The organism is Pseudomonas fluorescens (assembly GCF_003732425.1).
GTDB lineage: Bacteria > Pseudomonadota > Gammaproteobacteria > Pseudomonadales > Pseudomonadaceae > Aquipseudomonas > Aquipseudomonas fluorescens_BE.
This window is the reverse complement of record NZ_MOBX01000013.1, coordinates 1,235,842-1,261,575: the sequence shown is the minus strand read 5'-3', so window position 1 is coordinate 1,261,575 and position 25,734 is coordinate 1,235,842. Positions and strand designations below refer to the sequence as shown.

The 25,734-nt window shown below is 62.3% G+C and carries 15 protein-coding genes; 6 read left to right on the top strand and 9 right to left on the bottom strand.

Annotated elements, in window-relative coordinates:
- Nucleotides 1-66 precede the first annotated feature (66 nt).
- From BK670_RS16200 to mnmH, 3 genes are all read left to right on the top strand, one after another.
- Nucleotides 67-10,593, top strand: a complete 10,527-nt coding sequence (locus BK670_RS16200) for an autotransporter-associated beta strand repeat-containing protein (protein ID WP_123451028.1) — start codon at nt 67-69, stop codon at nt 10,591-10,593.
- A gap of 204 nt (nt 10,594-10,797) precedes the next feature.
- A complete protein-coding gene (gene selD / locus BK670_RS16195; RefSeq protein ID WP_123451026.1) occupies nt 10,798-11,832 on the top strand; it encodes a selenide, water dikinase SelD in 1,035 nt (344 codons plus the stop codon).
- A complete protein-coding gene (gene mnmH, locus BK670_RS16190; RefSeq protein ID WP_123451024.1) occupies nt 11,832-12,935 on the top strand; it encodes a tRNA 2-selenouridine(34) synthase MnmH in 1,104 nt (367 codons plus the stop codon). The genes selD and mnmH overlap by 1 nt, the downstream gene beginning before the upstream one ends.
- A gap of 119 nt (nt 12,936-13,054) precedes the next feature.
- Here the strand turns inward: mnmH and BK670_RS16185 are convergent, their stop codons facing one another.
- Nucleotides 13,055-13,729 carry a histidine phosphatase family protein gene (locus BK670_RS16185; protein WP_123451022.1) on the bottom strand — a complete coding sequence of 225 codons (675 nt, stop codon included), beginning with the start codon at nt 13,727-13,729 and terminating at the stop codon, nt 13,055-13,057.
- A gap of 342 nt (nt 13,730-14,071) precedes the next feature.
- On the opposite strand from BK670_RS16185, the gene BK670_RS16180 reads away from it, so the two are divergent.
- Both BK670_RS16180 and hemB read left to right on the top strand, forming a co-directional pair.
- A complete protein-coding gene (locus tag BK670_RS16180) occupies nt 14,072-14,770 on the top strand; it encodes a glutathione binding-like protein (RefSeq protein WP_123451020.1) in 699 nt (232 codons plus the stop codon).
- Between the two features lie 242 nt (nt 14,771-15,012).
- A complete protein-coding gene (hemB, locus tag BK670_RS16175) occupies nt 15,013-15,987 on the top strand; it encodes a porphobilinogen synthase (protein ID WP_123451018.1) in 975 nt (324 codons plus the stop codon).
- Between the two features lie 124 nt (nt 15,988-16,111).
- Here hemB and BK670_RS16170 read toward each other — a convergent pair whose 3' ends face one another.
- Nucleotides 16,112-17,647: an FAD-dependent oxidoreductase gene (locus BK670_RS16170; protein ID WP_123451016.1), complete on the bottom strand. Its 1,536-nt coding sequence runs from the start codon at nt 17,645-17,647 to the stop codon at nt 16,112-16,114.
- Nucleotides 17,648-18,159: 512 nt separating this feature from the next.
- Between BK670_RS16170 and BK670_RS16165 the strand changes: the two genes are divergently transcribed.
- Nucleotides 18,160-19,251 carry a DUF1615 domain-containing protein gene (locus tag BK670_RS16165; RefSeq protein WP_123451014.1) on the top strand — a complete coding sequence of 364 codons (1,092 nt, stop codon included), beginning with the start codon at nt 18,160-18,162 and terminating at the stop codon, nt 19,249-19,251.
- A gap of 71 nt (nt 19,252-19,322) precedes the next feature.
- On the opposite strand, the gene BK670_RS16160 is transcribed toward BK670_RS16165, so the two are convergent.
- From BK670_RS16160 to BK670_RS16125, 7 genes are all read right to left on the bottom strand, one after another.
- Complete coding sequence (locus BK670_RS16160) at nt 19,323-19,802, bottom strand: hypothetical protein (RefSeq protein WP_110721273.1); 480 nt, start codon at nt 19,800-19,802, stop codon at nt 19,323-19,325.
- 132 nt (nt 19,803-19,934) lie between these two features.
- Nucleotides 19,935-20,627: an anti-sigma factor gene (locus BK670_RS16155; protein WP_123451012.1), complete on the bottom strand. Its 693-nt coding sequence runs from the start codon at nt 20,625-20,627 to the stop codon at nt 19,935-19,937.
- Entirely contained in the window at nt 20,624-21,157 is a 534-nt protein-coding gene (locus BK670_RS16150) for a sigma-70 family RNA polymerase sigma factor (RefSeq protein ID WP_123451010.1), read from the bottom strand. The genes BK670_RS16155 and BK670_RS16150 overlap by 4 nt, the downstream gene beginning before the upstream one ends.
- 165 nt (nt 21,158-21,322) lie before the next feature.
- A complete protein-coding gene (locus tag BK670_RS16140) occupies nt 21,323-21,844 on the bottom strand; it encodes a DUF3455 domain-containing protein (RefSeq protein WP_093433916.1) in 522 nt (173 codons plus the stop codon).
- A 167-nt stretch (nt 21,845-22,011) separates the two neighbouring features.
- Nucleotides 22,012-23,646 (bottom strand): ABC transporter ATP-binding protein, encoded by a 1,635-nt coding sequence (locus tag BK670_RS16135; protein WP_123451006.1) that lies wholly within the window; start codon nt 23,644-23,646, stop codon nt 22,012-22,014.
- A 1-nt stretch (nt 23,647) separates the two neighbouring features.
- Entirely contained in the window at nt 23,648-24,670 is a 1,023-nt protein-coding gene (locus BK670_RS16130) for an ABC transporter permease (protein ID WP_123451004.1), read from the bottom strand.
- Nucleotides 24,670-25,734: a microcin C ABC transporter permease YejB gene (locus tag BK670_RS16125; protein ID WP_123451002.1), complete on the bottom strand. Its 1,065-nt coding sequence runs from the start codon at nt 25,732-25,734 to the stop codon at nt 24,670-24,672. The genes BK670_RS16130 and BK670_RS16125 overlap by 1 nt, the downstream gene beginning before the upstream one ends.

The following is a 25,734-nucleotide window of genomic DNA, read 5'->3' as shown; positions in this document are numbered from 1 at the left end:
GTCGAATAAGCCCGCTGCTTGTGCACGCCCCTCAAGGAAGATTCAGGCCACTACAAGGAGTAGCCCGTGGAAGCAAGGTTTGGTGTTGCCCTCGTTTCGCGTTTTTCCCCTCTTTCCCTTGCTGTGCACCTGAGCGTTGCCGGACTGCTGTTCGGCGGCGTCAGCACACCTGCACTGGCCACATGCTCCACGGCAGGTTCCACCGTGACCTGTACCGGCGTGCCAAGCCTGCCGCTGTTTCTCAACAACTTCTCCAGTGCCACCAGCGGTTTGACGGTCAACGTCAACAGCGGGGCGCAGATGAACGCGACCCTCGGCGGTCATGTAATGGACCTGACCGGGGTGAATATCTCCCTGAACAACTCCGGCACGATTGACCCGGCGCTGCTCGGCCTGGTTTCAGTGTTGAGCGGCGGTGCATTCATCGGCACGGGTGCGACGAGTACGGTCAGCGTGCTCAACAACGCCAGCGGGATCATTCGCGGCACGGGCATGTTGCTCGGCCTCAACCTGACCAGCATCGACGGCCTCGGCATTGCGGTGAACAACGCTGCTGCCGGCACCACCAGCATCACCAACAACGGCACCATCACGTCGACCGGTTTGTCGGTCGGCGGCATCACCCTGGCCGACACCCCGGTGGTCGGCGTCTACGGCGGCTCGCAGGTCAACATGACCAACAGCAGCACCGGCGTCATCAACGGCCGGATCGCGTTCGAGACCTCGGCGGCGGGCAACACCTTCACCAACGCCGGTGCGATTAACGGCGGTGTGTCGATGGGTGCGGCGAGCACCAACACCTTCACGGCGGTGACCGGCTCCAGCGTCAACGTCGGTGACGGTGTACAGATCAGCGTCGGCCTCGGCGGTTTGATCGGCATCAACCTGACCTTCGCCCCGACCGGTACGGTCGATGGCGGCGCGGGCGGCACCAACAGCCTGATCCTGCAAAACCCGATCGGCGTCGGCGGCGGCACCACGGGTGTCGGCACCGCTTCGAGCGCGACCTACGTCAACTTCAACAACCTGACCCTCAACAGTGGCACCTGGACCTTACAGGGGCCATTGGTCAGCGGCGCGACCACGCTCAATGGCGGTGTCGCCCAGTTCAACAACAACGCCACGTTCGGCAGCGGCGTGATCACCTCCAACGGCGGGATTCTGCAGGCCAGCAATGCCGGGTTGAACGTCAGCAACCTGATCTCCCTCGGCGCGGGCGGGGTGACCGTCCAAGGCACTAACGCCACCACCCTGAGCGGCGTCATTTCCGGCAGCGGTGGCCTGACCAAGGTCGGTTCCGGACAACTGAACCTCAGCGCTGCCAACACCTACCTGGGCAACACCACGCTCAATGGCGGCACCGTGCAGTTGGGCAACAACCTGGCGCTGAGCACCGGCACCCTCAACGTGACCGGCGCGACAACCCTGAGCGCCCCCGGGACGATCAGCCTGAACAACGCCATCAGCCTCGGCGGCACATTGACCGCCGGCGGTACTGGCGCGCTGACCCTCGGCGGTTTGATCAGCGGCAGCAGCGGCCTGACCAAAACCGGCAGCGGCAGCCTCACCGTCAGTGGCGCCAACACCGGGTTCACCGGCACTACCACCCTGAGTGCCGGTAGCCTGCTGGTGACTAATAACGACTCGCTGGGCAGCGGCGCGCTGAACACGGCCGCCGGTACCAGTCTCGACAGCACCGCCAACGTCACTTTGGCCAACAACATCGCGATGACTGGCGCGCTCAACGTGCTCGGCAGCAATGCCCTGACTCTGGGCGGCGTGTTGTCTGGCACTGGCGGGATTACCAAATCCGGCAGCGCCAGCCTGACCCTGAGCGGCAACAACACTAACAGCGGCAACACGCTGCTCAATGCCGGCAGCCTGTTCGTTGGCAGCAATACCGCGCTGGGGACTGGCGCACTGAATGCGGCGGCGACTACCACGCTGGATGCGACCACGGCGGTGACTTTGGCCAACGCCGTCGCGCTGGCGGCGGATCTGACCATCGGCGGTACGCAGGCGCTGGGCCTGAGCGGCGTCATCAGCGGTGCCGGTAATCTGATCAAGAACGGCACTGCCAACCTCAGCCTCAGCGGCAACAACACCTTCTCCGGCGGCACCACGCTGAATGCCGGCACGCTGATTGTCGGTTCCAACACCGCGCTGGGCTCGGGCGCCTTGACTGCGGCGGCGGGCACCACCCTCGACGCCAGCACCGCGGTTGCACTGACCAACGCCGTCAGCCTCGGCGGCAATCTGGAGATCGGCGGCAGCGCCGACCTGACCCTCGGCGGTGTCGTCAGCGGCAATGGCGGGCTGACCAAACGCGGGTTCACCAATCTGGTGCTCAACGGCGCCAACACTTTTACCGGCGGCACCACGCTGGCGGCCGGCACCCTCACCGTGGGGAACGCTGCGGCGCTGGGCACCGGCGCCTTGTCGGTCACCGATTCGGCAACGCTGGACAGCAACACCGCCGTCAATCTGACCAACGCTGTCAACCTCAACAGCAGTGCCCTGACCATCGGTGGCAGCAGCGGCTTGACTCTGTCCGGTTTGATTAACGGTGCCGGTCAGTTGATCAAGAATGGCGCGGCCAACCTGACCCTCAGCGGCGCCAACACGTTCAGCGGCGGCACCACATTGAACGCCGGCAGTGTGACCGTCGGTAACGCCGCGGCGCTGGGCACTGGCGCACTGACCGTGGCCGGGGCGGGCACCCTCAACAGCAGCACGGCGGTGACCCTGAACAACGCGATCACCCTCAATGCCAACCTCACCGCTGGCGGCGCCAACGCGCTGACTCTCGGCGGCGTGATCAGTGGCAGCAATGGTTTGATCAAGACCGGCGCATCGAGCCTGACCCTCAACGGCAATAACACTTACAGCGGCACCACCGCGCTGAACGCCGGTTCGCTGGTGGTCGGTTCCAACACCGCACTCGGCACCGGCACACTGAACGCATCGAACGGCACCACACTGGATGCCGGCATCGCCGCCACGCTGGCCAACAACGTCAACCTCGGCGGTACTCTGACGGTGGGCGGCACCAATGCGCTGACCCTAGGCGGCGTGGTTGCCGGTATCGGTGGGCTGACCAAGAACGGCGCGGCCGACCTGACCCTCAACGGCGCCAACACTTATTTTGGCAACACCGCGTTGAACACCGGCAAACTGATTGTCGGCAGTAACACCGCGCTGGGTTCCGGTACGTTGAACGCGGCGACGAACACCACGCTGGACGTCAATACGGCAGTCAGCCTGAACAATGCCGTGGCGCTGGCTGGCGCATTGAACATCGGCGGCACGGCGGATCTGACCCTGACCGGTCTGGTCAGCGGCGCTGGCAGTCTGGTGAAAGACGGCGCGGCCAATCTGATTCTCAACGCCGCCAACAACTACCTCGGCGGCACCACGCTGAACGCCGGCACACTGACCGTCGGTAACAGCTCGGCACTGGGTTCCGGTGCGCTGACCGTCGCTGGCGCGGCAACGCTGGACAGCAATTCGCCGCTGGTCAGCCTCAACAATGCCGTCGCCCTGAATGCGGCGCTGACCGTTGGCGGCACGCAAAACCTTACCCTCGGCGGCGTCACCAGCGGCACTGGCCAACTGATCAAGGACGGTGCGGCCAACCTGACCCTCAACGGCAACAACACGTTCAGCGGCGGCACCACCCTCAACGCGGGCACCCTGACCCTGGGTAATGCCAATGGTCTGGGCAGCGGCGGCTTGACCGTCGGCGGTGCGGCGACTCTGGATAACAGTGCATCGTTCGGCATCGGCAACGCCATTACGCTGAACGCCGGGCTGACCGTCGCCGGCAACAACGATCTGAGCTTGAACGGCATCATCGACGGTGCTGGCAGCCTGACCAAAAACGGTCTTTCGGACCTGACCCTCGCGGGCAACAACACCTTCACCGGCGCGCTGAACATCGTTTCCGGCAGCGTCACCACGCTCAACACCAACGCGCTGGGCAACACCTCCGGCGTCAACATCAGCGCCGGCGCCGGGCTGAATCTGGGTAGCGACGCCAGCCTCGGTGCGCTGACCGGCAGCGGCAGTGTGCAACTGACCGGCAGTAACACCCTGACCGTCGGCAGCGGCAACGTCACCAGTACATTTGACGGTGACCTCAGCGGCAGCGGCGGTCTGGTCAAAGTCGGCACTGGCACTTTGAACCTCACTGGCATCAACGGCATTACCGGCAACACCGCGATCGATGGCGGTATTGTGAACCTGAGTGGTTCGCTGGGCAGTGCACAACTCAACGTCAATACCGGCGGCACTCTGACCGGCACCGGCTCGGCGCTCGGCTCGGTGAACATTAACAACGGTGGGCATCTTGCGTTGTCATCGGGCAATACCCTGTCTGCGTCTTCGCTGACGCTCGGCGCCGGCAGCAACGTTGATGTGGCACTGGGTACGCCGTCGACCTCGTCGCTGATGAACGTTGGTGGCAACCTGACTCTCGACGGCAATCTCAATGTCACCGATGCCGGCGGTTTCGGCGTCGGTGTGTATCGCTTGTTCAACTACACCGGCAGCCTGACCAACCTCGGTCTGGACGTGGCCAGCGTGCCGGTCGGCTACGGCCTCGGCGATTTGCTGGTGCAAACCGGGGTGGCCAATCAGATCAACATTCAAGTCTCGGCGCCGAACAGCAACATCCGTTACTGGGACGGCAGCCAGACCATTGCCAACGGCGTGGTCGATGGCGGCAGCGGCACCTGGAACGCGGTCGGCACCAACTGGACCGATGCCAACGGCCTGGTCAACCAACCGTGGGCCGGCGACTTCGCGGTGTTCCAGGGCAGTGCGGGCACGGTGACGGTGAACGGTACGCAAGCGTTCACCGGCCTGCAGTTCGTCACTGACGGCTACAACCTGGTCAACGGCGCGGCGGGGCAACTCACTGCCGTCAACGGCACTGGCGGCACCACAGCAGTTCGGGTCGATCCGGGCGTCACCGGCACGATCGGCGTCAATATCGATGGCAGCGGCATTCTCAATAAACTCGACGCCGGCACCCTGGTGCTTAATGGCGCCAACACTTACAGCGGCGGCACGCAACTGGACGGCGGCAAGATCATCGTCGGCAGCAACACCGCGCTGGGCAGCGGCACGCTGACCGCCAACGCCGGTACGCAACTGGACAGCAACACTGCCGTGACCCTCGGCAATGCCGCGACGCTCAACGGCAACCTCACCGTGGTCGGCAGCAATGCGTTGACCCTCAACGGGGTGATTGGCGGCACCGGCGGGCTGATCAAAAACGGCGCGGCGAACCTGACCCTTGGTGGCAACAACGCTTTCCTCGGCCCGGTAGCGTTGAACGCTGGTGGGTTGATCCTGGCGTCGAACTCGGCGCTGGGCTCCGGCACGCTGAATGCTGCGGGCGGTACTACGCTGGATGCTGCCACCGCAGTTTCGCTGAACAACGCGGTGAACCTCGCCGGCAATCTCGGCATTGTCGGCACGGCGGATCTGAGCCTGGCCGGCACGCTCAATGGTGCTGGCAGCCTGAGCAAAAACGGCGCGTCGAACCTGACTCTCAGCGGCAATAACAACTTCCTCGGCGGCGTCACCCTCAACGCGGGCACCCTGACCGCCGGCAGCAACTCGGCGCTGGGTCTGGGCAACCTCAGCGTTGCCGGCGCTTCGGCATTGGACAGCAATAGCGCGCTGAGCTTGGGCAACAACATCGTGCTCAACGCCAACCTGAGCAACACCGGCAGCAACAACCTGACCCTCGCCGGTGTGGTCAGCGGCGCGGGCGGGCTGATCAAGAATGGCGCGTCGAACCTGACGCTCAACGGCATCAACACTTACACCGGCGGCACCACGTTGAACGCCGGCACAGTGACGCTTGGAACCGGCGCCTCACTGGGTTCCGGTGCGCTGACCGTCGCGGGCACTTCGACCCTCGACAACTCCGCGCCGCTGGTGCTTGCCAACAACCTCAACGTCAATGCCAACCTGAGCCTGGCCGGCAACAACAACCTGACCCTGGGCGGCGTGATTGCCGGGGCAGGCACCCTGACCAAGAACGGTCTGGCCGACGTCGCGCTGTCCGGCAACAACACCTTCAGCGGCACTTTCGATGTACTGTCCGGCAGCCTGACCACCCTGAGTGGCACGGCGCTGGGCAACAACGCCACGGTCAATCTTGGCGGCGGCGCGGCGCTCAACCTTGGCGCCTCGGGCAGCCTCGCCAGCCTCACCGGCAGCGGCACGGCACTGATCGGTACCGGCAACACCCTGAGCCTCGGTGGCAACAACGTCAGCAGCACGTTCGCGGGCATTCTCAGCGGTGACGGTGGCCTGAGCAAACTCGGCAGCGGCACCCTGACCCTCAGCGGCATCAGCGACCTGACCGGCGACACCAACGTCAACGCCGGCACCCTGCAGGTCAACGGCTCGCTGGCCAGCGGCAATGTGCTGGTCAACAACGGCGGCACCCTCGGTGGCAGCGGCACCTTGACCGGTGCGGTGACGGTGGCCGATGGCGGTCATCTGGCGGGCGTCACCGGCAGCACCTTGTCGGTGGATTCGCTGGTGTTAAACGGCAACGCCAACTTCGACGTCGGCCTCGGCACACCGGTGTCCGGTGGCGGTAATGCGCTGGTCAATGTCGGCGGTAACCTGACCCTCGACGGCACGCTCAACGTCAGCGATATCGGTGGATTTGGCAGCGGCGTCTATCGGCTGATCAACTACACCGGCGGCCTGACCGACAACGGCATGTTGATCGGCACCGTGCCGGGCAGCGTGACGCCGGGCGACCTGACCCTGCAAACCGCGCTGGCCAATCAGATCAACCTGCTGGTCACCGCACCGGGCGTCACCGTGCAGTTCTGGGACGGCAATCAGCTGGTGGCCAATGGTTCGGTAGAGGGCGGTAGCGGCACTTGGGGCACCGGCACCACTAACTGGACCGACGTCAACGGCACCACCAACCAGGCGTGGGGCAACAGCTTCGCGGTGTTCCAGGGCGCGGCCGGCACGGTGACCGTCAATGGCGCGCAAACCATCACCGGCCTGCAGTTCGTCACCGATGGCTACAGTCTGGTGAACGGCACGGCGGGTTCGTTGAACCTGGTCAATGGTTCGCTCGGCAATGCCACGGTGCGGGTCGACCCGAACGCCACGGCAACCCTCGGCGTTGCGCTCAATGGCAGCGGCACGCTGGGCAAATACGACAGCGGTACGCTGGTGCTCAACGCGGCCAACGGCTACACCGGTGGCACGGCGCTTAACGGTGGCAAGATCGTGGTCGGTAACAACGCGGCGCTTGGCACTGGAGTGTTGACCGCAGCTGACGGCACCGCTCTGGACAGCAATACCGCCGTTACGCTGGGCAACGGCGTGGTCGTCAACGGTGGCCTGACCGTTGCCGGTTCCAACGCCTTGACCCTCGGCGGTGTGGTCAGCGGTGCGGGCAGCTTGATCAAGACTGGCGCATCGAGCCTGACCCTCAACGGCAGCAACACCTACAGCGGCGGCACTCAGCTCGCGGGCGGTACGCTGATACTCGGCAACAACAGTGCACTCAGCAGCGCTGCGCTCAATGTGACTGGCAATGGCACGCTCGACAGCACCTCGGCGCTGCAATTGGCCAATGCCGTCAACCTCGGCGCGCAACTGACCCTCGCAGGCAGCCAGAACACCACGCTGCTCGGTGCGGTGACCGGCACCGGCAGTCTGCTGAAAAACGGCAGCGGCGATCTTGTGCTCAGCGGTGCCAACACCTACAGCGGCGGCACCACGCTGAACGGCGGGACGACGCGTGGTGACACCAGCAGCCTGCAAGGTGCAATCGTCAACAACGCGACCCTGACCTTCGAACAAAACGCCGATGGCAGCTACACCGGCAACCTCACTGGCGCCGGTACGCTGAACAAAACCGGGACCGGTGATTTGCTGCTGACGGGCAACAACGCCTTCACCGGCAACACCTCGGTGCAGGCCGGCAACCTGATCGTCAACGGCGTGCTCAACAGCGCCAACGTCAACGTCGCCAGCGGCGCGGGCATCGGCGGTGGCGGCCAGTTCGGCGGCGCTGTGCAACTGGCCGCCGGTGCGACGCTGGCTGGTGGCGGCACGGCGACGCCGTTGTCGGTCGGTTCGCTGGCATTGTCCTCGGGGACCAACCTGGACTTCAGCCTCGGCTCCGCAACCAGCTCGACCACGGTGGTCAATGTCGCGGGCAACCTGACCCTCGACGGTACCCTCAACGTCAGCAACGCCGGCGGTTTCGGCACCGGTGTCTATCAATTGTTCAGCTACGGCGGCAGCCTGACCGACAACGGTCTGGTCTATGGCAGCCTGCCGGTGTCGGCGGCCAACCTGACCCTGCAAACCGCTATTGCCAATCAGATCAACCTGCTGGTGCAAGGTACGCCGGGCGAGGTGCAGTTCTGGAACGGCGGCAAAACCAATCCGGATGGCAGCATCGCTGGCGGCAGTGGTGTGTGGGGGCCAGGCACCAACTGGACCGACCCGAACGGCACGCAGGCCTTGGCCTCCAATGGTCAGTTCGCCGTGTTCGGTGGTCAGGCGGGTACTGTTACCGTGCAGGGCAATCAGAACTTCACCGGTCTGCAATTCCTCTCCGGCGGCTACAGCCTGGTTCCGGGGGCTGGCGGTACGCTGACCCCGGTCAATGGCGCGGATGGCAGCCTTGCACCCGTGCGAGTGAACGCTGGCGCGAGTGCGGAAGTTTCCGCACCACTGGCGGGCACTGGCGGGATCGAAAAACTCGACTCCGGTACGCTGGTGCTCAGTGGTGCCAATACCTACAGCGGTGGCACCACGGTCAGCGGCGGTACGCTGATCGGTAACACCACCAGCCTGCAAGGCAACATCCTCAACAACGCTTCGCTGTTCTTTGTACAGAACGTCAATGGCCAGTTCAACGGTCGCCTCAGCGGTCTCGGGGCGATGGCCAAACGCGGCGCCGGGACCTTGCTGTTGACCGGTGACCAGCCGTTCAGCGGTACCGTGTCGGTCGATCAAGGCGTGCTGCAAGTCGGCAGTCGTGCGGCGCGGGCATCGTTGGGCGGGCAGGTGACCGTCGCCAGCGGCGCAGGGCTGAGCGGTAACGGCAGCGTCGGCTCGCTGCTCAACCAGGGTGTGGTGACTTCCGGTGCCGAAGCCGGAACCCTCAGCGTGGCCGGTAACCTGACCAACGCGAGCGACGGTGTGCTGGCGCTGACAGTCAGTTCGCCAACCGCAACGCCGCTGGCCGTAGGGGGCACCGCGACGCTGGGCGGCGCCTTGCAAGTGAACTCGCTGGCACCGTTCACCGGCAACACCACGTACTCGCTGATCACCGCAGGCGGCGGCGTGAATGGCACCTTCAGCGCAGCGGACCTGCCGCAATACGCGTTCCTCAACACGGCACTGGTGTACGACGCCAACGCAGTGAACCTGGTGGTCAGCCGCAATGGCAATTCGTTCGCCGATGTCGCCGCCACCGGTAACCAGTTCCGGACCGCCACCGCGCTGTCGAACAACGGCCCGGCAGGGGCGGCGTTGCAGAACGAGATCGTCAACCTCAGTGTCGCCGGCGCGCGTAATGCCTTCGACAGTTTATCGGGTGAGATCCATGCCAGCACCGCCAGCGCCATCCTCGAGGATTCGCGCTACGTGCGTGACGCGGTCAACGATCGCATGCGCCAACCGTCGTGCAGTGCGGCGGACGATCCACGCCGCGCCCTGGCGCCAAGTGACAACCAACTGAGCAGCAACGGTTGCCACGGCGAAATGGTCGGCTGGGCGCGGGCACTCGGTGCCTGGGGCGAGTCGGATGGCGACAGCAACGCGGCGAAACTCGACCGCAACCTCAGCGGCTTCATGCTCGGCACCGACAAGCAACTCGACGATCAATGGCGCGTGGGCATGGCCGCCGGTTACACCCGCAGCGACCTCGATGCCCATGATCGTCGCTCGGATGCCACCGTCGAAAGCTACCACCTGGCGGCGTACCTCAACTCGCAGTTCGATGCCCTGGCGGTGCGTCTCGGCGCGGCTTACAGCTGGCACGACATCGAAACCAAGCGCAACGTCAGCGTCGGCAGCTACAACGACCGTCTGAAAGCCAACTACGACGCACGCAGCGCCCAGGTGTTCGGTGAAGTCGGTTACACCCTTGACGCCGGTGGCATTGCACTTGAACCGTTCGCCGGTCTGGCCTACGTCAACTACGACACCGACAAAGCCAAGGAGAAAGGCGGAGTAGGGCGCCTGGAGGCCGATGCCGATCAAGACATCACCTTCTCGACCCTCGGTGTGCGCGCCGGCAAAGTCATCACCCTGGCCAACGGCGGTCAATTCACCCCGCGCGCGGCGCTCGGCTGGCGCCATGCCTTTGGTGACACCAAGCCAGATGCCGATCTGACCTTCATCGACGGCGGCGCTTCGTTCAGCACCCAAGGCGTGCCGATTGCCAAGGATAGCGCCATCGTCGAAGCGGGGGTCGACTTCCAGATCAGTCCGACCGGCAAACTCGGAGTCGGCTACTCGGGGCAACTGTCGAATGACAGCAACGACCATGCAATGACCATCAGCTTCAGCCTTGGCTTCTGATTTAGGGTCGAAGCACTTTTAGCCGCCCGTAAGGGCGGTTTTTTTTCAGGATCAAAAGATCACAGCCTTCGGCAGCTCCTACAGTGGGGATTTACGTTTCCCTGTAGGAGCTGCCGAAGGCTGCGATCTTCTGATCTGTTGGCTTTCGGTCCGGCCGTCCGTGCTCTGCTAGAATCGGCCCCATCAACAGCCTGAGACTCCCCCATGAGCGAGCCGATTCGTCTGACCCAATACAGCCACGGCGCCGGTTGCGGCTGCAAGATTTCCCCGCAAGTGCTGGAAGTGATTCTGGCCGGCAGCGGCGCGCAGAACCTTGATCCGAAACTGTGGGTAGGCAACGCCTCGCGCGATGATGCGGCGGTGTACGAAATTGATGCCGAGCGCGGTGTGGTCTCGACCACCGACTTTTTCATGCCGATCGTCGATGACCCGTTCGACTTCGGCCGGATTGCCGCGACCAACGCGATCAGCGACATCTATGCGATGGGCGGTGATCCGCTGATGGCCATCGCCATTCTCGGCTGGCCGGTCAATGTGCTGGCGCCGGAAGTGGCACGCGAAGTGATTCGCGGTGGTCGTGCCGTTTGCGATGCGGCGGGGATTCCGTTGGCGGGCGGGCATTCGATCGATGCACCGGAGCCGATCTTCGGCCTCGCCGTCACCGGTCTGGTCGAGAAGCGCCACATGAAGCGCAACGACACCGCCACCGCCGGTTGCCTGTTGTACCTGACCAAACCGCTGGGCATCGGCATCCTTACCACCGCCGAGAAAAAGGGCAAGTTGCGTGCGGCCGACGTCGGTGTGGCCCGCGACTGGATGTGCACCCTGAACAAACCCGGCAGTCGTTTCGGCAAACTCGCCGGCGTTACAGCGATGACCGACGTTACCGGTTTCGGTCTGCTCGGGCATCTGGTGGAAATGGCCGATGGCAGCCAGCTCACCGCGCGCATCGCCTATGACCGTGTGCCGCGTCTGGACAGCGTCGAGTATTACCTCGATCAGGGTTGTGTGCCCGGCGGCACGTTGCGCAACTTCGACAGCTATGCGAGCAAGGTGGGTCGCGTGCAGGAGCTGCACAAACGCGTGCTCTGCGACCCGCAAACCAGCGGTGGTCTGTTGATCGCGGTGACGCCGCAAGGCAATGAAGCATTCCTCGCCGTCGCCGCCGAACTGGGCCTGAACCTTGCGCCAATCGGCGAACTGGTTGAGCGACAGACGCACGCAGTCGAGGTGATTTGATGCTCCGCGACTGCACTGACTACCGAGACATTTTCCTCAACGACCGGCCAATGATGGATGCCCGTGCGCCGGTCGAGTTCGCCCACGGTGCGTTCCCCGGCGTGGTCAATCTGCCGCTGATGAACGACCGTGAGCGCGAACAGGTGGGTACCTGTTACAAACAGCATGGACAGCAGGCCGCGATTGCCCTGGGTGAGCGGCTGGTGTCTTCCACGGTTCGCGAAGAGCGAATTCAAGGCTGGGTCGAATTTGCCCGTAACCACCCCGATGGCTATCTGTATTGCTTTCGCGGCGGCCTGCGTTCACAGATTGTCCAGCAATGGATCAAGGACGAGGGCGGCATTGATTACCCGCGTGTCGGCGGTGGCTACAAGGCCATGCGCACGTTCCTGCTGGAGACGGTCGATCAGGCTGTGGCCGAATGCGATCTGGTCCTGCTGGGTGGCATGACCGGTACTGGCAAAACTGAAGTGCTGGTGCAGTTGAGCAATGGTCTGGATCTGGAAGGCCATGCCAATCACCGGGGCTCGAGTTTTGGCAAGCGCGCCACCGGGCAACCGGGCAATATCGATTTCGAAAACCGCCTGGCCGTCGACGTGCTGAAAAAACGCGCCGGCGGGATCAGGCAATTTGTCCTGGAAGACGAGAGTCGGGTGGTCGGTAGCTGTGCTTTGCCGTTGCCGCTGTACCGGGGCATGCAAGCTGCCCCGCTGGTATGGCTGGAGGACAGTCTCGACAATCGGGTCGAGCGAATCCTGCAGGATTATGTCGTCGACCTGCATGCCGAGTTCGTCGCCGTACATGGCGAGCAGGGTTTCGCGCTATTTGCCGAGCGATTGATTTCCAGCCTGAACAATATCCAGCGTCGACTGGGTGGCGAGCGTTACCAACGCATGTATCTGCAGATGGAAGCGGCGCTGGCCGAACAGGCGTGCAGCGGCTCGGTCGAGCTGTTTCGTGAGTGGATCGGCGTATTGCTGCGCGATTACTACGACCCGATGTATGTATTTCAGCGGGAGAAGAAGGGCGGGCGGATCGAGTTTGCCGGGGAGCGTGGGGCGGTGCTTGAGTATTTGCGTGAGCGGGCCAGCCAGAAAGATTGAGGATGTAGCGGCTGGCCCCTTCGCGAGCAGGCTCGCTCCCACATTGGATCTGAGTGAAATACAAATCCCGTGTGGGAGCGAGCCTGCTCGCGAAGGGGCCGGGTCAGGCCACACAACACTCAGGTCGGGCAGGTTTCCTTGCCATGATCCAGCCCTTGCTTGTAGCTGTGGCTCTGCAGACTGGCCTTGCCGTTGTGCCAGGTCAGCGTCAGCACGTACAGCGAGTCAAAATCGTTGCCCGCCCAATCATCGGTGATGTTCTGTTTCTCACCGACCGCATTGCCCGCCACCTTGTTGATCAGCTCCGGCAGATAGCCGTGGGACCAGGCGGTGTAGATCGTCGAGTTGTGATACTTGTCATTCAGCAGTTCGCGGGCCAGGTCGCTGGTGTCGTTGGCCGAGAACTCGATGTTCACCGGCAGGCCGAGCTTGATCGCGGCAGGGCTGATGGTCATCAACGGGCGAATGTAGCTGTAGGAGTTGTCCAGCTCACCTTCCTCGACATTGCGCGTCGGATTGGCGGCGAACACATAATCGGCCTTGCCGAATTTTTCCGGCAGCAGCGTCGACAGGTCGATGGCGCGGTTCAGGCCCTGACAGTTGAGCTGGCCGAGACCTCCCTCGGGTTTCTCTGCATGACGCAGGAAGACCAGCGTCTGCGTACCGTCCACCGGTTGTGCGCGACTTTCGCTGGACTCCAGCGACAGGAACAGCGCACTCACGGCCAGCAGGGAAGGCAGGGCCACATACGCGCGGTGTTTGAAACGTTTGGCGAATCGCATAAGGATCGTCATGAGATAAAAAGTTCTTCAGCAAATTCGGTTAAGGCTGACAAACCTCTACACCGCGGGCTCCCAGCACCGGGTGTTTTCCCTGTCGTGAACGGCTTCCTCTGCAACAAAGGCATAGCTCAGAGTCCCCTGAGGGCCGTTTGGTTCGATCGTCCGAGTGCGCAGCACTCTAACGGCAACGTTCAGCGGCCTGGGGGCAGGTTAGCGACAGGATGTTACGGTTCATGTAGGCGCTGTCGAACGCTGCGATCTTTTTGCAGACTGCAAAGCCTCAAGGTCAAAAGATCGCAGCCTGTGCAGCGCCTACATTATGATCGGGCTTTAATTTGTGACTGGATGCTTCCCATGACCGATCTGTCCGCGTTCCCGATCACCCAGAAATGGCCGGCGCAGTACCCTGACTGGATTCAGCTCTATTCCTTGCCGACGCCCAACGGCGTCAAAGTCTCGATCATGCTCGAAGAAATCGGCCTGCCGTACGAGCCGCACAAGGTCGCATTCGACAGCAACGACCAGTTGTCGCCGGAATTCCTCTCGCTGAACCCGAACAACAAGATCCCGGCGATCCTCGACCCGCACGGTCCCGAAGATCAGCCACTGCCGCTGTTCGAATCGGGGGCGATCCTGATTTATCTGGCCGACAAAAGCGGCCAGTTGCTGGCGCAGGAAGGCGCGCAGCGCTACGAAACCCTTCAATGGCTGATGTTCCAGATGGGCGGCATCGGCCCGATGTTTGGCCAGCTCGGCTTCTTCAACAAATTCGCCGGCAAGGACTACGCGGACAAGCGTCCGCGTGATCGTTACGTCGACGAAAGCAAACGCCTGCTCAAGGTGCTCGACGGCCGGCTCGAGGGCCGTGACTGGATCATGGGCGAGCGCTACACCATTGCCGATATCGCCACGTTTCCGTGGGTGCGTAACTTGATCGGATTTTATGAAGCGGGTGATCTGGTCGGCATTCAGAACTTCCCCAACGTCACCCGCGTACTGGAGCGCTTCCTCGCCCGCCCAGCGGTCATTCGCGGCCTGACCATCCCTTCCTGACACCAAGACATGCCCCTGTAGGAGCTGCCGAAGGCTGCGATCTTTTGATGTTGATTTTTAAGGCAAGATCAAAAGATCGCAGCCTTCGGCAGCTCCTACAGGGGATTTAGATACTGTCTGGGATTATTGCACCCCCGGTAATGCACTCTTGATTGATCCAGGTTTGTACCCCAACCCCCGCAAGGCATAAGCTTCGCCCCCTACGACTTTCGTCTCATCTGCCGTTTTCAGGAAAGGCCCCCATGTCCAGTCAGTTCCCCGAAGCACGTCCCCGCCGTCTGCGCCGCAATGCGAGCCTGCGCAGCCTGTTCCAGGAAACCGAATTCAGCCTGAATGATCTGGTGCTGCCGATTTTCGTCGAGGAAGACATCGATGACTTCGTGCCGATTAAAAGCATGCCTGGGGTGATGCGCATTCCCGAGCGCAAACTGGCCGGCGAAATCGAGCGCTATGCCCGCGCCGGCATCAAGTCGGTGATGACCTTCGGCGTATCGCATCATCTGGACAGCAACGGCAGCGACACCTGGCGCGAAGACGGTCTGGTCTCGCGCATGTCGCGCATCGCCAAAGACGCCGTGCCGGAAATGATCGTGATGTCCGACACCTGCTTCTGCGAATACACCGATCACGGCCACTGCGGCGTGATGCACAACCATGAGGTCGACAACGACCAGACCCTGATCAACCTCGGCAAACAAGCGGTAGCCGCTGCCCGCGCCGGTGCCGACGTGATCGCGCCATCGGCAGCGATGGACGGTCAGGTGCGGGCGATTCGCCAGGCGCTGGATGCGGCCGGTTTCACCCAGATTCCGATCATGGCGTACTCGACCAAGTTTGCTTCAGCGCTCTACGGCCCGTTCCGCGAGGCCGGTGGCAGCGCGCTGAAAGGCGACCGCAAAAGCTATCAGATGAACCCGATGAACCGCCGCGAAGCCCTGCGCGAATCGCTGCTCGACGAGCAGGAAGGTGCCGATGCGCTGATGGTCAAACCGGCCGGTGCCTACCTCGACATCATCCGCGATATCCGCGAGGCGTCGAACCTGCCGCTGGCGGCGTATCAGGTCAGTGGCGAGTACGCGATGATCAAGTTCGGCGCGCAGGCCGGGGCGATTGATGAGGATCGCGTGGTGCGCGAAAGCCTGGGTGCGATCAAGCGTGCGGGGGCGGATCTGATCTTCACTTACTTCGCGATGGATCTGGCACTGGCCGGAATCTAAAGACCACCGCATTGCCCCTGTGGGAGCGAGCCTGCTCGCGAAAGCGGTACTTCAGCTGACATCCATGTTGACTGAAGCGACGCTTTCGCGAGCAGGCTCGCTCCCACATTTGATTTGTGGTGGGTCAGGGGAAGTTGAAGTAGGGCCGGATCCCGTGATCGCGGAAATACCGTTCAATCACCTTTGGGTCGGCGCTATTGTCGGCCATCGCCACATAGGTATCCGGGCGCAGCAGATAAAAACCGTTGCGCCCCAAACCCGCCGCTTCAAACGCCGGGCGCCAGTCGAACACATGCAGCGGTAGATGGTGTTCATTGCACCAGGCAATCATTTCGTCGCTGGTGTCGCCGTACACATGCACCTGCCAGCACGGTTGTCGTAGCGGTTCGTAATTATCCCCCTCACCATCATGGGCCCACGGCAAGCGGTCGCCGCCGTGGACGTGGCCGGCTGCGCCCTGGCTCAGCGGCATGCCGCGATAGTTGAGGGTGACTTGTGACACGGTGCGAAAAAGGAACTCGCGACTGGCCTCGAACGACGCCATTTTCGGGATCAGAAACGGCGCCACGCGCATGCGCAGCAAGTCCGCCATACGGCCCTCGGCGGTGACAAAACTGAAGACCTTGTCGGTGGTCGACACCAATCGACGGGCGAAGGCCATGCGTTCGGTTTCGTAGCTGTCGAGCAGATGTGGTTCGGCGGCGCCGCTGAGCACGGCGGCGAGTTTCCACGCCAGATTGATCGCATCGCCAATGCCGGTGTTCATGCCCTGACCGCCCGCCGGGCTGTGCACATGCGCGGCGTCGCCGAGCAGAAACGCGCGGCCACTGCGAAAATGCTCGGCCACGCGATGATGCACGCGGTAGGTCGAGAACCAGTTCACGTCTTCGATGTGCACTTTCAGGTGTTCGATGGCGCGGCTGCTGACATCGGAGAATTCCAGGCTTTCGGCGCGATCCGCGCGCTCATCACGCACCGTGCCGATCAGGCGGGCACGGCCTTCGCCGGCCAGTGGAAACACCGCGAGGAAGTCCGCTTCGTCCAGATCCAGATGCAACTCGCCATTCATCGCCGGGCCGCTGGCCTTGACGTCGGCGACGTAGAAAATCTGCTGATAGGTGCCGCCGGGGAAACCGGTGTCGAGGGTTTTGCGCACCACTGAGCGGGCGCCATCACATCCCGCCAGAAAGCAGGCCTGGCAGATTTCCTGTTCGCCATCGGGCAGGCGCAAATGCGCGGTCAGGCCGTCGCCGGTCTCTTCGAAACTTTCCAGAGTGGTATCGCGTTCGACGGTGACGTCGTAGTCTTCCAGACGCTCGATCAGTAGCCGTTCGTGTTGATCCTGCGGGAAGATTTCGACGAATGCGTACGGCGTCAGGCCTTCACCGATGCGGTTCAGCGGCAATTGCGCGACTGGTTTGCCGTTGACCCAGAAATTCGCTGCCGCCACCCGATGACCGTTGCGCACCACGGTGTCGGCGAGGTCCAGTTGCCGATACAACTCCAGCGTGCGCGCCTGTACTGCCAGCGCTCGCGACGTGGTGCCGGGCGCGGAGGTTTTATCGATGATGCGCACGCGCACGCCGAGTTTGCTCAGCCACAGGGCCAGCACCAGCCCGGTGGGGCCGGCGCCGATGATCAGAACGTCGCTGCGATTCATGGGCCTGTCCTCCGTTTGCTGTGCAACAAGTATGGATCAGATGTAAAGGGTAGCCAGTGCCGGCCCCTTCGCGAGCAGGCTCGCGCCCACATTGGAATGCATTTCTCTGTGGGAGCGAGCCTGCTCGCGAAGGGGTTGGATGAGATACCACAAAAAAGCCCCGCAACCGGGAAGGCGCGGGTCTTTTTCATGCTGCGGTGTTGCCTGGAAATCAATGGTGCCCGACAACTTCGCCACCCGCGGTTCACCCTGGGTCCGATGCACTGGATACTGTGGCGAGGGAGCTTGCTCCCGCTGGGCTGCGAAGCGGCCCCGGTTCCCTGTTATTCCGGGTTCTTCAATTACAACGGGTGAACCGGGTTTACGACGGCTGCGCGCGCCGAGCGGGAGCAAGCTCCCTCGCCACAAGGATGCTGAGCATCAAGGGAACAGGGTCAGATCAGCGCAGTCCTAGCCTGCGCCACACCATTGAACGTATGGTGAACCCGGCACAACGGACTGGATGAGGCTTCATGCACAACTTTCGATTACCGATCACCCTCGCCGCACTGCTGGTGCTCGCCGGTTGCGCGGGGCAGCGCAGCCAGGAACCGGTGCCCCGTGCGCCCGCCGAAGTGAAGGCCGAGATCGTGCGGCTGATGCCGGCCAAGACGGCCGACCGGCAAGGCTGGGCCACCGATATTTACGCCGCGTTTGCCGCGCAGAACATCAGCCCGACCACGCAGAATCTGTGTTCGGTGCTGGCCGTCGCCGAGCAGGAATCCACCTTTCAGGCCGACCCCACGGTGCCCGGCCTGGGCAAAATCGCCCGTGACGAAATCGACCGTCGCGCCGCCAAAGTGCACATTCCCAGCCTGTTGGTCAGCGGTGCTCTGCAAGTGCGTTCAACCAACGGCAAAACCTACAGCGAACGCCTGAACGCGGCGCGCAGTGAAAAAGAACTCAGTGGCATTTTCGACGACTTCATCGGCCGGGTGCCGATGGGCCGCACGCTGTTCGGCGGCTTCAACCCGGTGCACACCGGCGGGCCGATGCAGGTCAGCATCGAGTTTGCCGAACAACACGCCAAGGATTATCCGTATCCGGTGGACGGCACCATCCGCCGCGAGGTGTTCAGCCGTCGCGGAGGCATGTATTTCGGCATCGCGCATTTGCTCGGTTATTGGGTGAGTTACCGCGAGCCGCTGTATCGCTTTGCCGATTTCAACGCCGGCTGGTACGCCAGTCGCAATGCCGCGTTTCAAAATGCGGTGAGCCGCGCCTCGGGTATTCCGCTGGCGCTTGATGGCGATCTGATCCGCTACGACTCGATCATGCCCGGCGGCACGGAACTGGCGGTGCGCACTCTGGGCAAGTCGCTGGGCATGCGCAATCCGACCATTCGCGATCAACTGGAGAAGGGCAAAACCCTGGAATTCGAAGAGACCAAGCTCTATCGACGGGTGTTCGAACTGGCGGAGCAAGCGGAGGGGAAAAAGCTTCCGCGTGCGGTGTTGCCGGGGATCGTGCTGCAGAGTCCGAAGATCACCCGCAAGCTCACGACGGCCTGGTTCGCCAAACGCGTGGATGAGCGCTACAAGCGCTGTATGGCCAGGGCGGGATAAAACACACAGACATAAAAAACCCGGCTGATGTACGCCGGGTTTCTCTGGGTTGTTGCGATGTCGCACTGCATTCAAGCGTTGCGAAGTTCGTTCAAGCGATCTGCGCCACCTTCGGCGACAGTGTTGCCCTGCAGGCGATCGGAGCCATCAGCGGCGACAGTGTTGCCCTGCAGACGATCGGAGCCATCAGCGGCGACAGTGTTGCCCTGCAGACGATCTGAACCATCGGCGGCGACAGTGTTGCCCTGCAGACGATCGGAGCCATCGGCGGCGACAGTGTTGCCCTGCAGACGATCGGAGCCATCGGCGGCGACAGTGTTGCCTTGCAGACGATCGGAGCCATCGGCGGCGACAGTGTTGCCCTGCAGACGATCGGAACCATCGGCGGCGACAGTGTTGCCCTGCAGGCGATCGGAGCCATCAGCGGCGACAGCGTTCTGGTACAGACGATCCGAGCCATCGGCGGCGATCATCGTGTGAGTCGGGGTAGCGGCGAAAGCGTTAACGGCGAAAACCGAGAAAGCGATGCTGAGAAGAGTCTGGCGTTTCATGATGGTGTGCTCCGGGGTGTTGTTGGTTGGTATGGAGCAGATGTTACGCCGCAGATTTTTTATGAGAACTTCATTGCCGTGATGGTGAACATCGATGCCGATGATGGTTGCTGTAAACCGCAGGTCAGAGCCTCACAGCACCTTTACCGCGCGCCCGATCGCCTGAATCGGCCCGGTTGGTTTGCCGATCGGCGAGCCGTTGGCACCCTCCAGCGTCAGCTCGAACAACTGGTTCGGTTGCAGCGGCGGTAACTTGTCCAGCGGCACCGATAATGCCTGCCCGGGTTTGACCAGCCCCAATGACACCGGCCCTTGCCAGCCATCGGCCTTGGTCCAGAACTCCAGCGCCTTGTCCGCCGGCACTTCGACCACGCCCAGCGGAATCAGCTGTATCTCCCGCGAATTGCTCGCCTGAATCACCCAGCCCGGGGCCTTGTCCTGCGGCGCGACCAGCACCACCAGATAACTCGGTTTCGGCGTGGTCTGGGTCACCAGGATCGAGCCCAGAATCAATGTGGCGGCCAATCCGGCCGCGCTCAAGCCACGCCAGAGCGGCAACAGATTCCACCATGAAGTTGAAGGTGCTTGCCGCGTCAGACGTCCGACACTGCGCTCAATGCGCCGCCACAACTGCGCCGACGGTTGTTGCGGTTCAGCCAGATCCGTCAGCTCCAGCAGACGCCGTTCCCAGGCGTCCACCGCCGCACGCAGCTCGGAATCGTCGGGCAAACGCCGTTGCACCTCGATGCGCTGCTCGAACGACAGCGTGCCGAGTACATATTCGCCGGCCAGTTCATCCCGTTCTTGCGCTGATTCGCTGGTCATCCCATGCACTCCCGCAAGGCATTGAGGCTGCGCTTGATCCACGCTTTGACGGTGCCCAGCGGCGTGTCGAGGCGCGCGGCAATCTGCGCGTGGCTGTAGCCGTCGACATAGGCGTGCAAGACGCAACTGCGCCGTTGGGGCTCCAGCTGTTCAAGGCAATGGTGGATGCGCGCCGCATGCGCATGGGCGTCCAAGCCGGCATCGTCCGCAGCGGTTTCGTCGGCCTCGCTGAACGGCGTTTCCCGGCCGTGATCACGCAGCAGATTCAGCGCCAGATGCCGGGTCACGCTGAACATCCAGCCACGTGCCGAACCGCGCGCCGGGTCGAATCCGGCTGCGCCGTTCCAGATCTTGATAAAGGCCTCATGAACAATGTCCTCCGCCAGCGCCGTATCGCGCACCAGGCGCTTGGCCACGCCGAGCAGGCGCGGGCCTTCCTGCACATACAAATCGCGCAGGGCCGAACGCTCGCCACGGGCACAGGCAGCGAGCCGGGCTTCGTAATCGAAAACGGATTCGGCTAAAGGCATGTCGTGCAATCTAGCTCACATTCCCCAAACATCCAGATTACACAGTTGTCACCTGTGGGAGCGAGCCTGCTCGCGAAGGCGCAGTGTCAGGCAACACATTCATATCTGACCCAGCAAATTCGCGAGCAGGCTCGCTCCCACATTGGATCTCGGTTAGTCCGGGAATCAGTTCGCCGCCCAGAAAATGTAATCGGCCTGATACTTCACCACTTCCTGCTTGCCCTTGTTCGCCGTCGTGCATTCACTGCCCGGCGCCACGCCGCCCTTGAGCGCGACACGCTGGATGTAACTCACGCCGCTCATCGCGCCTTTGCCCTCGGCCGGGTTGGCCTTGACCAGCTGATAGGGCAGGTTGCCCGGAGTCGACGGCGCCACGGCCAATTGCGTACCGGTGACTTTCGAACCGTCCTTGGCCTGCCAGGTGGCGGGTGGGCCGAAATAGGTGCCGACCTGCTTGCCACTGCGATCATTGAGCACCGCTTTCGGGCCGACGAACGTCCACTCGGTCTGCCCCGCCGCGTTGGGCTTGTCGCGGCACTCGTAGGTGATCTCGCCGACGCCGGTGGTTTCCATGGCGATCTTGTGACCGTCCGGAACTTTGATCGCGTCGGGGTAACTGCTTTGGGCGAAGGTTGTCGAGGACAGGGCGAGCAAACCGGTGAGGCCAATCAGCTGGGTGATGTTCATCAGTGTTATCTCCGAAAAGGGTAGACCGCTGACAGCCGAAGAGGGCTGTTATAAGGACTACCCGTGACGGAGACGTTTGGATGCAGTGCCTGAAAAATAAATTTCAAACCCGACAATAACCCCTGTGGGAGCGAGCCTGCTCGCGAAGGCGTCGGGTCAGCCAGCACTTATGTGACTGACACACCGTATTCGCGAGCAGGCTCGCTCCCACAGGGATTTTTGTCGGGCTTGAGGCCGGAGGCGTTCAGGAGTTCCTGGGTATAGGGGTGTTGCGGCGCGGCGAAAATCTCGCGTGACGAACCCTGCTCAACCACCTTGCCGTCCTTGATCACCATCAAGTCATGCGCCAGCGCATGCACCACCGCCAGATCATGGCTGATGAACAAATAGGTCAGCCCATGCCTGATCTGCAATTGCCGCAACAACTCCACCACCTGCTTCTGCACCGTGCGATCCAGCGCCGACGTCGGTTCATCGAGCAGAATCAGCGCTGGCTCCAGCACCAGTGCGCGTGCGATGGAGATGCGCTGGCGCTGGCCGCCGGAAAACTCGTGGGGATAACGATGGCGGCTCTGCGGATCGAGGCCGACTTCCTCCAGCACCCGGATCACCGCCGCCTCACGCTCGGCCTCGGTGCCGATGCCATGGGTCAGCAAGCCCTCGGCAATGATCTGCTGCACCGACATCCGTGGGCTGAGGCTGCCGAACGGATCCTGGAACACCACTTGAATCTGCCGCCGCAACGGTCGCATCAAACGCTGATTGAGCAGGCTCAATTGCTTGTTGCCGAAGCGGATATTGCCCTCCGATTCCACCAGGCGCAGGATCGCCTGACCCAGCGTCGACTTGCCCGAACCCGACTCGCCAACGATGCCCAAGGTCTTGCCGCGTTGCAGGGTGAAACTCACGCCATCCACGGCTTTGATGTAATCCTGCTGGCGACTGAACAACCCTTTGGGCAGCGGAAACCAGACTTTCAAATCATCGACCTCAAGCAGGTTGTGGTCGTACTCACTGGGCACTGGCGCGCCGCTCGGTTCCGCCTCGATCAGCAAGCGGCTGTAAGGATGCTGCGGCGCACCAAACAGCGTTTCGCAATCGGCCTGCTCAACAATCTCGCCATGGCGCATCACGCACACCCGTTGCGCGATGCGCCGCACCAGATTGAGGTCGTGGCTGATCAGCAACAGCGACATGCCCAGCCGTTGCTGCAACTCGATCAGCAACTCGAGAATTTTCTGCTGCACCGTCACATCCAGCGCTGTAGTCGGCTCATCGGCGATCAACAGTTCCGGTTCGTTGGCCAGCGCCATGGCGATCATCACCCGTTGCCGCTGACCGCCGGAAAGCTGATGCGGATAGGCTTTCAAACGCTGCAAAGGCTGACGAATGCCGACCAGCTCCAGCAGCTCCAGAGTCCGTTCGCGAGCGGCGCGGCCCTTGAGGCCTTTGTGAATTTCCAGCACTTCGCTGACCTGCTTTTCCACCGTGTGCAGCGGGTTCAGCGAAGTCATCGGCTCCTGGAAAATCATCGCAATGCGGTTGCCGCGCAAGCCGCGCATCTGCTGCTCACTGGCGTGCAGTAAATCCACGCCGTTGTAGCGGATCGCGCCGCTGCTGCTGACGTTCTTGCCCGGCAACAAGCGCAGGATCGAATGTGCGGTCACCGACTTGCCCGAGCCGGATTCACCGACCAGTGCCAGACATTCGCCACGGCGGATATCGAGGTTCAAACCGTGCACCACTGCCTGCCCGGCGAAGGCGACGCGCAGGTCGCGAATTTCAATCAGGTTGTCGTTCATCTCAACTCCGGGGATCGAATGCGTCACGGCAAGCCTCACCAATAAAAACCAATAACGACAGAATCAGCGCCAGGGCGAAAAACGCCGTCAGCCCCAGCCACGGCGCTTGCAGATTGCGCTTGGCTTGACCGATCAATTCGCCCAGCGATGCAGTACCCGCCGGCATGCCGAAGCCGAGAAAATCCAATGCGGTAAGGGTGGCGATGGCGCCGGTCAGAATGAATGGTAGGTAGGTGAGGGTGGAGGTCATCGCGTTGGGCAGGATGTGCCGGCACATCAGTTCGTTGTCGGTCAGGCCCAGTGCACGCGCGGCTTTGACGTACTCGAGATTGCGCCCCCGCAGGAACTCGGCGCGCACCACATCGACCAGCGCCAGCCAGGAAAACAGCGCCATGATCCCCAGCAGCCACCAGAAACTCGGCGAGACGAAGCCGGACAAAATGATCAGCAAATACAGCACCGGCAACCCTGACCAGATCTCCAGCACGCGCTGCCCGAGCAAGTCGACCCAACCGCCGTAATAACCCTGCAATGCCCCGGCGACGATGCCGATCAATGCACTGATAGCCGTGAGACTCAGCGCAAACAGAATCGAAATCCGCGTGCCGAAAATCACCCGCGCCAACACGTCGCGTGCCTGATCATCGGTGCCTAGCCAATTGCTCGATGACGGTGGACTCGGCGCCGGTTCGCTAAGGTCGTAATTGACCGTGTCGTAACTGAACGGGATCGGCGGAAACAACATCCAGCCGCCCTGATCCTCGATCAGTTTGTGCACGTAGCTGCTGGCGTAATCCGGCTGAAACGGCAGCTCGCCGCCGAAATCGGTTTCCAGATAGTCGCTGAGGATCGGGAAGTAGAAAGCGTCGTGATAACGGATCACCAGCGGCTTGTCGTTGGCGATCAGCTCACCGCCCAGACAAATCAGGCACAGACCGATAAACAGCCACAGCGACCAGCGCCCGCGCCGGTTGGCTTTGAACTGTGAAACGCGACGCTGACCCAGAGGAGAAAGTGTGAACATCAGGCAGTCCTCGCCGAGAAGTCGATGCGCGGGTCGAGCAGGGTGTAACAGAGGTCGCCGATCAGCTTGATCAGCAAACCGAAGAGGGTGAACAGAAACAGCGCGCCGAACACCACCGGATAGTCCCGCGACACTGCTGCTTCGTAGCTCATGCGGCCGAGGCCATCGAGGTTGAAGATGGTTTCGATCAGCAAGGAACCGGCGAAAAACACCTCGATCAGCGCCGACGGCACACCGGCCACCACCAACAACATGGCGTTGCGGAACACATGGCCGTAGAGCACGCGCCTCTCCGTCAGACCCTTGGCCCGCGCGGTGATCACGTACTGGCGGCTGATCTCGTTGAGGAAGCTGTTCTTGGTCAGGATCGTCAACGTGGCGAAGCCGCCAATCACCAGCGCCGTCACCGGCAACACCAGGTGCCAGAGGTAATCGCCAACCTTGCCCAACGTGCTGAGGCTGTCGAAGTTATCCGAGACCAGCCCTTGTACCGGAAACCAGTTGACGTAGCTGCCACCGGCAAACACCACGATCAACAGAATTGCGAAGAGGAACGCGGGCATCGCATAGCCGATGATGATTGCCGTGCTGCTCCAGACATCAAACGCGCTGCCGTTCTTGATCGCTTTGCGAATGCCCAGCGGGATCGAAATCAGGTAGGTGATCAACGTCGCCCACAAGCCCAGCGACAGCGACACCGGCAGCTTCTGCACGATCAGGTCGGTAACCTTGGCGCCGCGAAAGAAACTGTTACCCAGATCCAGTTGTGCGTAGTTTTTCAGCATCAGCCACAGGCGTTCGTGCATTGGTTTGTCGAAGCCGTAATGGTGTTTGATTTCCTCGATCAGCACCGGGTCGAGACCACGGCTGCTGCGGCCCGCGCCACCAATCGCGGCGACCTCGCCACCGCCGCCCATGCTGTGCCCGCCAAAGCCCTGCAAGCGGGCAATGGCTTGTTCCACCGGGCCGCCAGGCGCGGCCTGCACAATCAGAAAATTCACCACCAGAATGCACAGCAGCGTGGGGATGATCAGCAACAAACGTCGACTCAGATAACGCAGCAT